This window comes from Candidatus Pelagibacter sp. uisw_098, from assembly GCF_059512505.1.
Window position 1 is genome coordinate 167,069 of sequence record NZ_CM183454.1, and the last position, 11,008, is coordinate 178,076.

The window sequence follows — 11,008 nt, forward strand, 5'->3', positions numbered from 1 at the left end:
TAGTAGTGGCAAATAATAAAGATATAAAAGGATATATAAAATTAGGTAATGAAAGAGTTGTGGAAGCAAGATTAAGTGATGCACAATTCTTTTGGGAAAAAAATAAATCTCAAAATTTAGTTAAACAAGTATCAAAATTAAAAACTATGAATTATTTTAAAGGTCTTGGATCTTATTTTGATAAAATTCAAAGGATGAGAAAACTTGGAGGAATGATCTCTGATGAGTTATTAATTAGTAAAGATCAAGTCGAACTATCAGCATCAATTTGTAAAGTAGATTTAATTTCTGATATCGTTGGAGAATTTCCTGAACTTCAAGGTATTATGGGTGGTTATTTTGCTGAAGTACAAGGTTTTGATAAAGAAATAGCACTAGCAGTAAGTGAACATTATCTGCCAACAGGTCTTGATAGCAAAACTCCAAAAAAACCATTCAGTATTGCTTTAGCTTTAACTGATAAGATTGATACTTTAGTAGGGTTCTTTGGAATTGATCAAAAACCAACAAGTTCAAAAGATCCTTATGCACTAAGAAGATCAGCATTAGGAGTTATAAGATTATTAATTGATAATAATAAAGAATTTAAAATTAAAGATCTAATTAGTTACTCAACTTCTTTACATAAGGACCAAGGCTTCGAGCTATCAAATGATTTATCTCAAAAAGAATTAGCAGAGTTTTTAATGGACAGATTAAAATATTATATGAAAGAAAAGAAAATTAGAGCAGATATTGCTGAAGCTAGCTTAGGTTCATATGGAATAGACCATATGAATAAAATATATAAAAAAGCCTTAACTTTAAATAATTTAATTAAAAAAGAAATTGGAGAAGATATAATGGCAAGCTACAAAAGAGCTTCAAGTATACTAGAAAGTGAATTAAAAAATATTGATCTTGAATTATCAAATACAACTGACCCTGGTATTTTTAAAAATGATTATGAGAAAAATTTATTAAAAAAGATTAATGAATTAAGGAAATATTTTACAAATATAAATAAAGATGAAAATTACGAGGAAACGCTTATGAATTTAGCCAGTGCAAAAAAAGTGATTTTTGATTTTTTCGATAATGTAAAAGTTAATGATGAAGATAAAAATATCAAAAAAAACAGATTGGAACTTTTACAAATGTTATGTAGAACCTTTAATAATTACATAAACTTTTCAAATATTGAGACCAAATAGTGAATAAACTAATTTTAAATTTTAAATCTAAAGAATCAAAAAAAATAAAAAACCCAAAAAATTTTTTGGGTGGAAAAGGTGCCAATCTTTCTGAAATGGGAAGAATAGGTTTACCTGTTCCTCCAGGATTTACTATCTCAACTAAAGTGTGTGAGTTATTTTATAAAGATAAAAAAAAATTAAATTCACAAATAGTTAGCACTATAAAAAAAGAATTAAAAACTATTGAAAAAGAAGTTGGAAAAAAATTTGGTGATTTAAAAAACCCATTATTACTATCTGTTAGATCTGGTGCTAGAGTGTCTATGCCTGGTATGATGGATACAATTTTAAATTTAGGTTTGAATGATAAAACTGTAATCGCACTTTCAAATAAAACTTCTAATATAAGATTTGCAAAAGATAGCTATAGAAGGTTTATCCAAATGTATGGAAATGTTGTAATGGGAGTCGAGAGTTATCATTTTGAAGAGCTAATAGAAAATTATAAATTAACTAAAGGGGTTCTTCTAGATACAGATTTAGACGCAGATGATTGGCAGGGTTTAATAAATGACTTTAAAAAAGTTGTTAAAGATCAAACGAAAAAAGAATTTCCACAAAATGTGCATGATCAATTACTTGGTGCAATTAGTGCAGTGTTTTTATCTTGGGAGAGCAATAGAGCAAAAGTTTATAGAAAATTAAATCAGATTCCTGCTGAATGGGGAACTGCAGTTAATGTTCAGTCTATGGTATTTGGTAACATGGGAGATGATTGTGCAACTGGAGTCGTTTTTACAAGAAATCCATCCGATGGGGTTAATGAAGTTTATGGAGAATACTTAATTAATGCACAAGGAGAAGATGTTGTAGCTGGAACACGAACTCCTCAATACATAACAAAAAAAGCAAGAAAAGATGCAAAAGCAAAAGAGTCTTCTATGGAAGAATCTATGCCAAAAGTATTTAAACAATTAGATAAAATCCTAAAAGTTTTAGAAAAACATTATAAAGATATGCAAGATGTTGAATTTACTGTTGAGAATAATAAGTTGTGGATGTTGCAGACAAGAGCTGGAAAAAGAACTTCAAAATCTGCGGTTAGAATTGCAGTTGACATGGTTAAAGAAAAATTAATTTCTAAAAAAGAAGCGGTAATGAGAATAGATCCGGCTTCTTTGGACACCTTATTACACCCCACATTGGATGAAAAAAGTTTGGTAAATGTTATAGCGAATGGACTACCAGCCTCACCTGGGGCAGCAAGTGGTAAGGTTGTTTTTTCATCAGAAGAAGCCGAGAGATTAAATGAAGTCATGCAAGATACTATCTTGGTTAGAGTTGAAACATCCCCAGAAGATATTCATGGCATGCATGCTGCTAAAGGTATTTTAACTGCAAGAGGTGGAATGACCAGTCATGCTGCGGTTGTTGCGAGAGGAATGGGAAGACCATGTGTGTCTGGCTCTAGTGAAATTGATATTAATTATGAGGCTAAAACTTTTAAAACATCATCTATTGTAGTTAAAGAAGGTGAAGTTATTACAATTGATGGCTCCACTGGAAGAATTATTTTAGGAGAAGTGCCAACGGTTAAACCTGAGATGTCTAGAGATTTTTCAAAACTAATGAGTTGGGCTGATGGGTTTAGAAAATTAAAAATTAGAACTAATTCTGAAACACCACTAGATACAAAAACAGCAAGAGATTTCGGAGCAGAAGGTATTGGTCTTTGTAGAACAGAGCATATGTTTTTTGATGAAGAAAGAATTTTATCAGTTAGAGAGATGATTTTATCAAAAACAGTGGTGGATAGAAATAAAGCTTTAGCAAAACTTTTACCACATCAAAGAAAAGATTTTATTGAAATATTTAAGATTATGAGGGATTTGCCTGTCACGGTTAGATTATTAGATCCACCGTTACATGAGTTTCTTCCTAAAACTGAAAAAGAAATTAATGATGTTGCAAAAGTTGTGGGTCTACCATTAAAAGAAATTGAATCTAGAATTAATGAATTACACGAACAAAACCCAATGCTAGGTCATAGGGGCTGCAGATTGGGAATTTCATTTCCAGAAATTTATGAAATGCAATGTAGGGCAATCTTTGAAGCTTTGTCTGAACTTAAGATAAAAAAAATTAAATCAGCATTCCCTGAAATCATGATCCCTTTAGTTTCAACAGAAGCTGAAATTAGAATAATGAAGGACTTAGTGGTTAGAGTTTCAAGAGAAGTTCAAAAAGATAAAAAAGTTAAAGTTGATTATTTAGTTGGTACTATGATTGAGTTGCCAAGAGCTGCCATTAAAGCAGACGACATAGCAAAACATGCGGAATTTTTCAGTTTTGGTACTAACGATTTAACCCAAACAACATTCGGGTTGAGCAGGGATGATAGTGGTAAATTTTTAAACGATTATATTGAAAATAAAATTTTTTCTATAGATCCATTTATTTCGATTGATGATGGAGTGGGTGATTTAATAGAAATTGCAGTTGAAAAAGGGCGAAGACAAAATAAAAAAATTAAACTTGGAATTTGTGGAGAACATGGTGGAGATCCTAAAAGTATTCATTTTTGTGCAAATGTAGGTTTAGATTACGTTTCTTGCTCACCATACAGAGTTCCAATTGCAAGATTGGCTGCGGCTCAAGCCGAATTATTTAAAAAAACTAAATTTCTAACTTAAAATCAATAGCTGGTACACTGTGAGTGATACTACCAATGGAAATTCTATCAACACCTGTTGTTGCGATTTTTTTAACAGATTTTAAATTAACGTTCCCTGAAGCTTCAGTTTCATAGTATTTTTCAGCCATTTTAACACCAGCTTTCAGGGTTTTGATGTTCATGTTATCAAACAAGACTGTATTAAAATTTAAACCCACTATTTTTTTGAGCTGATTTAAATTATCAACCTCTACAGTAATTTTTCTTCCTTTTTTATTTTTGATTGCAAGAGACACTAAAGTTTTAATATCAGAGCTTGCAATGTGATTGTCTTTAATAAGAAATTCATCACTTAAGTTAAACCTATGGTTAACACCCCCACCTAACTTAACAGCATATTTTTGTATTACCCTTAAGGTTGGAATCGTTTTTCTAGTGCAACAAATTTTACATTTTTTATTAACCAATTTAACAAATTGATTAGTCTTAGTGGCAATTCCAGAGATATGACTTATAAAATTTAAAGCAACTCTTTCACCAATTAGAATATTTTCAGCTTTGCCTTCTATTGTTGCAATTAGTTCATTTTTTTTAACTACTGAACCTTCTTTTTTTTTAGTAACAAATTTAATCTTACTATCTATTAATTTAAATGTTTGTTTTGCAAATTCTAATCCGGCCATCACAGCTTGTTGGTTAGAAATTAATTTAACTTTTATTATCTTACTATTTTTAAATAAGTTTGAAGTAATATCACCAGAAGGGTACAGATCTTCATTTAAAGCAAGTTTTACAACATTCTTGATATAATAATTGCTTAATTTAATTTGAGACACTTTTATTATCTACCGATCGCAACCATTCTTTCAACAGGAATTCTTGCTTTACTTATGGTTTCATTGTCCATAATTATTTCACCAGTTTCATTTTCTAGGCAATCTAAAATTTTTGGTAATGTAATTTTTTTCATATGAGGACAAAGGTTACACGGTCTAATAAATTCTACATTTGGGTTTTCTACTTGAATGTTATCACTCATTGAACATTCAGTAACCATCATAACTTTTTTAGGTTGATTGTCCCTAACATATTTAATCATCCCACCAGTTGATCCAGCAAAGTCACTTGCTTTAATTACGTCAGGTGGACATTCTGGATGAGCTATTATTTTAATACCAGGATTTTTTGCTCTAATATCATGTATTTCTTTTTCAGTGAACTGGTCATGAACCATACAAATACCTTTCCAAGCGATAATTTCAACTTCAGTTTGGGAAGCAACATATTTTGCTAAGTATTCATCAGGTAAAAAAATAACCTTTTTAACATCAAGAGATTCTACAATTTTAACTGCATTTGCAGATGTGCAACAAATATCTGTTTCAGCTTTCACATCTGCAGAGGTATTTACATATGAGACAACAGGTACCCCTGGATATTTTTCCTTTAACAATCTTACATCTTTACCTGTGATTGACGATGATAAAGAGCAACCAGCAGTCATATCAGGAAGTAAAACTTTTTTTTCAGGACTCATTAACTTAGATGTTTCGGCCATGAAGTGAACTCCTGCCATTACAATAATATCAGCCTCAGTTTTTGAAGCCTCAATTGCAAGAGCTAACGAGTCTGCTGCAACATCTGCAATACCGTGATAAATTTCTGGAGTTTGATAATTGTGAGCAAGTATAATTGCATTTTTTTCCTTTTTTAATTGATTAATTCTATGAATATAAGGAGCATGAACTGACCACTCAATCTCAGGCATAACCTTTGAGATTTTTTGATAAATAGGATCAGTTGCTATTCTTACTTCTGGTGTAAATTCCATGTCAAAACTTATCAATTAGGTTAATACTTGTCATTCCTTATTATGCCACACTACCGTATCCAATTTGGCATTTTTATTCTCAAAATTGCATTTTCGCTTTTTAATTCACTGTCTTTTTTAAAGTTTTCATCTAGATATTTGATTAATGCAAAGGGATACTCATCATTAATCAATACTTTACCTATTTCAATATCATTAGCATAAATTGAAGCACCCTCAGTTAATTTTCCACTGATTAATTGTATGGCTAACAATCTTTTAGAAAGTTTATTCTTTAGTTTTATTCTTGCTGTATTCTCTTGACCAACATAGCAACCCTTTTTAAAATCTATTCCATTTAGCTCCTCAAAATTACATTCAATTCCAAATAATTTATTTTGTAATTTATTCATTTCTTTTTGAGCAATTCCTAGTTCATGACTCAATTCGTAATATTCAGTAATTGGGGAATCTTTTAGATCTAATTTTTTTAAAGATAGATAAAGCTTTTCTAAATTAATAATAAGCCTTGCACCCAGATCTTTATTTCTTGGGTCTAATAAAATAGGGTCCTCTCTATATTTTATTGTGTTTCCAGGTTGATCCTTGGCACCTTCAAATTTTAAAAACTTTTCATGACTAAATGCTGCAATTACAAATTCATTGCTTAAATTCATAATTTCAACTTTAGATCTAAGCTTGTAGATGCTCAGTTGTTTAAAGAGAGCCTCTGTTTGAGATTTTTCACAATCTATGAAATAACCAGATTTATGTTTTACAACAATAAAAGCAAATAGAAATTTTCCTTGTGGAGTTAGTAGTGATGCAAAACAACTATTGTCTTCATTGACCTTATTAATGTCATTGCTAATCATATTTTGTAAAAATTCATTAGCATCTGCTCCATTTATGTAGAGAATTCCTCTATCTTCTAAAATATATACTTTCTGCATATTCATAATTGATTGATACCTGGATATGATATAATTACTTTTTTCATAAATGTTAGATCTAATAATTAAAAATGGCTCATGCTACATAGATAAAGATCTTAAAGGTCAAGATATAGGAATTAAAGACGGTAAAATTATAAAAATTGGCAAAATTGACAGTGAAGCGAAAGAGACTTTTGATGCTAAAGGGTTAACAGTTTTACCAGGGTGCATTGATACACAAACTCATTTTAGAGAGCCTGGGTCAACAGATACAGAAGATTTACACTCAGGAAGTAGGGCTGCAATAGTAGGTGGCATAACAAGTGTGTTTGAGATGCCAAACACTAATCCACCAACATCTACCAAGGTAGAATTTCAAAAAAAATTAGATTTAGCTAAAAATAGAATGTATTGCAATTATGCATTTTATTTTGGAGCAACAGCTGATAACACAAGTGAGTTAGCAGATTTGGTAAATTTAGAGGGTTGTTGTGGAATTAAACTGTTTGCTGGATCGTCAACTGGAAACCTTTTAGTTGCTGAGGAAGAGGATATTGAAAAAGTATTTAAAAGCAGCTCAAAAGTTGTTGCAGTACATTCCGAGGATGAAGCAATTTTAAATATTAATAAAAAATTGATTAAAGAAGGAGATGTTCATTCACACCCAATTTGGAGAAGCGCCGAATGTGCAATCTCATCAACTAGAAGAATAGTTAGAATTGCTGAGCGATATAAGAAAAAAGCCCATATTCTTCATATTACCACGAAAGAAGAGATTGACTTTTTATCACAACACAAAGGTAACATAACATTTGAGATTACCCCACAACATTTAACAATCTACGCTCCAGACTGTTATGACAAACTTGGAACTTATGCTCAAATGAATCCACCTTTAAGAGACAAGTCCCACTATGATAGATTGTGGTACGGAGTAAAAAATAATCTTAATGATACAATTGGTTCTGATCATGCTCCACACTTGAGAGAGAATAAAGAAAAAAATTATCCAAATTCACCATCTGGAATGCCAGGTGTTCAAACACTTTTACCAGTTATGTTAAACCATGTTAATGATGGAAAATTAAGTTTAGAACAATTAATGAATTCTATATGTGAAAATCCAGTTAAAATTTTTGGGATACAAGATAAAGGTTTTATTAAAGAGGGTTTTGATGCTGATTTCACAATCGTAGATATGAATAAAAAAATTATAATCAAAAATGCAAATATTGAAAGTAAATGTGGTTGGTCACCTTTTGATGGATATGAATTTAAAGGCACACCAGTATCAACAATCATTAATGGTCAAATTAAAATGAGGGATGGCAAAATTTTAGGTGATCCTGAGGGTAAGCCATTAAAATTTTAAATAGTTTTTACTGAAAAGCTATTTACAAGCACAACTCCAAAAACAATAAAAAATAATCCTAATACAGCCTGCTAAGACAATGATTGTTTAAAGAAGATATATCCTAATATTGTAACTATTAAAATTAGATATGTTTTAATCACTACTTAAGAATATTATGCTTAATTAAGTCCTCTTTTATCTCAGTTAAGATGGTGGGATCATCAATAGTTGCTGGTACCTTATGCTCTTCATTATCAGCAATTTTTCTAATAGTTCCTCTTAATATTTTGCCAGATCTTGTTTTTGGTAATCTTTTAATAACAATTACAGTTTTAAATGCTGCTACTGGTCCAATAGTATCTCTAACCATTTTTATGCATTCTTTTGAAATACTTTCGTTATCTTTTTTAACACCTGTCTTAAGAACGACTAGACCAATTGGTAATTGCCCTTTTAATTTATCAGCAATTCCTAGCACTGCACACTCAGCAACTGATTGATGTTCTGATAAAACTTCCTCTATAGCACCTGTCGATAATCTGTGGCCTGCAACATTAATAATATCATCTGTTCTAGACATAATCCAAATATACCCATCTTCATCAATATGACCTGCATCATATGTTTCATAGTAACCTTCATAGTTCGTCATATAATTATCTTTGTATCTTTTATCTGCATTCCATAAGGTTGGAAAAGTTCCAGGAGGTAAAGGTAATTTTACAACTATATCTCCCATTTCATTTGGTTTTGCTAAAGTTTGATCTGGCTTCATGATTTGAACATCATATCCAGGGACTGCCTTACATGCTGAACCATATTTTGTTTTCATCATTTCAATTCCTGTACAATTAGAACTAATTGCCCAACTTGTTTCGGTTTGCCACCAATGGTCAATTACTGGAACTTTTAATAAATTTTCTGCCCATTTAATGGTATCTGGGTCAGCTCTTTCACCAGCTAAAAATAATGATTCAAATTTACTTAAATCATATTTAGAAAAAAACTTACCCTCAGGGTCTTCTTTTTTAATAGCTCGAAAAGCAGTTGGTGCAGTAAAAAGAGATTTAACTTTGTAGTCTGAAATTATTTTCCAAAAAGCACCAGCATCAGGAGTGCCAACGGGCTTTCCTTCAAATAATACTGTAGTACAACCTTTAAATAAAGGTGCGTAAACAATATAAGAGTGTCCAACTATCCAGCCAATATCGCTTGCTGACCACCAGACATCATCAGCATCAATATTGTATATATTTTTCATAGTCCATTTTAGAGCAACTATATGACCACCAATATCTCTAACTATTCCTTTAGGAACTCCTGTGGTTCCTGAGGTATATAAAATATAAGCTAAATCATTTGAATTCATTTCGACACAATCTACTTCTTTTGCATTTGAAAGTGCCTCACCCCAACTGATTTCTTTTGGAGCATTAAGTTCAACCGTATGGTCTATTCTTTGAAATAAGATCATTTTATCAATTTTATGAGAAGCCATCTTAATTGCTGCATCAACCAATGGTTTATACTCAACAGTTTTTCCAGGTTCAAAGCCACATGAAGATGTAACTATTACTTTTGCTTTACTGTCATCAATTCTGCTAGCAAGTTCATTAGAGGCAAAACCTCCAAACACCACAGAGTGGATTGCTCCAATTCTTCCACATGCTAACATTGCTATAACTGCTTCTGGGATCATGGGCATATAGATTATAACTCTATCACCTTTGTCGACTCCTTGATTTTTTAGCGCTCCTGCAAATTTTGAAACTTTTTCTCTTAACTCTTTATAGGTAAACTGCTTTTTGTTTCCAGTTATTGGGCTATCATAGATTAAAGCTAGCTTGTCACCTCTGCCTTGATCGATATGAATGTCTAAAGCATTATAACAAGTGTTGGTAACACCATCCTCAAACCATTTATAAAAAGGTGGATTGGATTTATTTAAAATTTTAGTGGGTTTTTTAAACCAAAAAATATCATTAGAGACTTCTTGCCAAAAATCTTCAGGGTTTTTTAAAGAATTTTGGTAAATATTGTTAAACTTTTTTGTCATATGATTTGATTCTATTTTGTTAGTTTTTTAAGCTTATTAAATTAAAGATTGTATTAAAATTTAAAAAGTAAGTAAAATCAATACAAATTAGATACAATTAAACCTTCTAAAAACTAGATAACTTTGATAGTTAACCTTCAACATGACTTAAGCATTAGTTTAGGTCTAGTTTATATAAACTAAAGTTAAAAACTAACACAAGAGGGAGTTTTTTATGAAAAAACTAAAATTGTTTGCTCTTACAGCTGTAGCCCTAATGGGTGCTTCAGGTGTAGCAAACGCGGAAACAGCCATGTTGGCTTCTGACGACTTCGTTGGGATTTCATTCTGGCTAGTAACAATGGTGATGTTAGCGTCTACTGCTTTCTTTTTCTTAGAAGCAGGAAATGTTGCAGCAGGTTGGAGAACATCAATAATAGTAGCTGGTCTAGTAACTGGTATTGCCTTTATACATTACATGTATATGAGAGATGTATGGGTTACGACTGGTGAGTCACCAACTGTTTACAGATATATTGACTGGTTAATCACTGTACCATTACTGATGATAGAATTTTACCTAATTCTAGCAGCTGTAGGAAAAGCAAATTCTGGAATATTCTGGAGATTGTTAATTGGAACAGTTGTGATGCTTGTAGGTGGATACTTAGGAGAAGCAGGATACATTAACGCTACACTTGGTTTTGTAATCGGTATGGCTGGATGGTTCTACATTCTTTATGAAGTATTCTCTGGTGAAGCGGGAAAAGCTGCAGCAAAAAGTGGAAACAAAGCTCTTGTTACTGCATTTGGTGCAATGAGAATGATCGTTACAGTTGGTTGGGCAATTTACCCATTAGGTTATGTATTTGGTTACCTAACAGGTGGTGTAGATGCTGACTCACTAAACGTGATTTACAATATAGCTGACTTGCTAAACAAAACTGCATTTGGTCTAATCATTTGGGCTGCAGCAATGCAATCAGGTGGTAGAAAAGCTAAGTAATTAGTAAACCTAAATAATT

At 31.5% G+C, this 11,008-nt stretch carries 8 protein-coding genes; 4 read left to right on the forward strand and 4 right to left on the reverse strand.

All coding sequences use genetic code 11. The annotated features are described in order from the left end of the window. Positions 1 to 5: 5 nt before the first annotated feature. Together glyS and ppdK are read left to right on the forward strand one after the other, a co-directional pair. Positions 6 to 1,193 (forward strand): glycine--tRNA ligase subunit beta, encoded by a 1,188-nt coding sequence (gene glyS, locus AC5YF9_RS00900; protein WP_415304189.1) that lies wholly within the window; start codon positions 6 to 8, stop codon positions 1,191 to 1,193. Then, complete coding sequence (gene ppdK / locus AC5YF9_RS00905) at positions 1,193 to 3,868, forward strand: pyruvate, phosphate dikinase (protein WP_415304190.1); 2,676 nt, start codon at positions 1,193 to 1,195, stop codon at positions 3,866 to 3,868. Before glyS ends, ppdK begins: the two co-directional genes overlap by 1 nt. On the opposite strand, the gene nadC is transcribed toward ppdK, so the two are convergent. Genes nadC through ygfZ form a run of 3 tightly spaced genes read right to left on the reverse strand, consistent with a single transcriptional unit; the run spans position 3,852 to position 6,618 of the window. Next, positions 3,852 to 4,685, reverse strand: a complete 834-nt coding sequence (gene nadC, locus AC5YF9_RS00910) for a carboxylating nicotinate-nucleotide diphosphorylase (protein WP_415304191.1) — start codon at positions 4,683 to 4,685, stop codon at positions 3,852 to 3,854. The genes ppdK and nadC overlap by 17 nt on opposite strands. Positions 4,686 to 4,690: 5 nt before the next feature. Continuing rightward, positions 4,691 to 5,680: a quinolinate synthase NadA gene (nadA, locus tag AC5YF9_RS00915; protein WP_415304192.1), complete on the reverse strand. Its 990-nt coding sequence runs from the start codon at positions 5,678 to 5,680 to the stop codon at positions 4,691 to 4,693. A gap of 50 nt (positions 5,681 to 5,730) precedes the next feature. Continuing rightward, positions 5,731 to 6,618: a CAF17-like 4Fe-4S cluster assembly/insertion protein YgfZ gene (gene ygfZ, locus AC5YF9_RS00920; protein WP_415304193.1), complete on the reverse strand. Its 888-nt coding sequence runs from the start codon at positions 6,616 to 6,618 to the stop codon at positions 5,731 to 5,733. Between the two features lie 43 nt (positions 6,619 to 6,661). Between ygfZ and AC5YF9_RS00925 the strand changes: the two genes are divergently transcribed. Beyond that, positions 6,662 to 7,966 (forward strand): dihydroorotase, encoded by a 1,305-nt coding sequence (locus AC5YF9_RS00925; protein ID WP_415304194.1) that lies wholly within the window; start codon positions 6,662 to 6,664, stop codon positions 7,964 to 7,966. Positions 7,967 to 8,108: 142 nt separating this feature from the next. On the opposite strand, the gene AC5YF9_RS00930 is transcribed toward AC5YF9_RS00925, so the two are convergent. Beyond that, the gene (locus tag AC5YF9_RS00930; protein ID WP_415304195.1) at positions 8,109 to 10,004 is read right to left on the reverse strand and encodes a propionyl-CoA synthetase; all 1,896 of its coding nucleotides are present in this window, start codon (positions 10,002 to 10,004) and stop codon (positions 8,109 to 8,111) included. A 214-nt stretch (positions 10,005 to 10,218) separates the two neighbouring features. Here AC5YF9_RS00930 and AC5YF9_RS00935 point away from each other — a divergent pair, with 214 nt between their 5' ends. Further along, positions 10,219 to 10,989, forward strand: a complete 771-nt coding sequence (locus AC5YF9_RS00935; protein ID WP_271492687.1) for a bacteriorhodopsin-like — start codon at positions 10,219 to 10,221, stop codon at positions 10,987 to 10,989. The last annotated feature ends 19 nt before the right edge of the window (positions 10,990 to 11,008 follow it).

Bases quoted from the DNA above. Each gene is read 5' to 3' on its own strand.
- AC5YF9_RS00935 (WP_271492687.1), top strand. From the start codon at position 10,219: ATGAAAAAACTAAAATTGTTTGCTCTTACAGCTGTAGCCCTAATGGGT.
- AC5YF9_RS00925 (WP_415304194.1), top strand. From the start codon at position 6,662: ATGTTAGATCTAATAATTAAAAATGGCTCATGCTACATAGATAAAGAT.
- AC5YF9_RS00930 (WP_415304195.1), bottom strand. From the start codon at position 10,004: ATGACAAAAAAGTTTAACAATATTTACCAAAATTCTTTAAAAAACCCT.
- nadA (WP_415304192.1), bottom strand. From the start codon at position 5,680: ATGGAATTTACACCAGAAGTAAGAATAGCAACTGATCCTATTTATCAA.
- ygfZ (WP_415304193.1), bottom strand. From the start codon at position 6,618: ATGAATATGCAGAAAGTATATATTTTAGAAGATAGAGGAATTCTCTAC.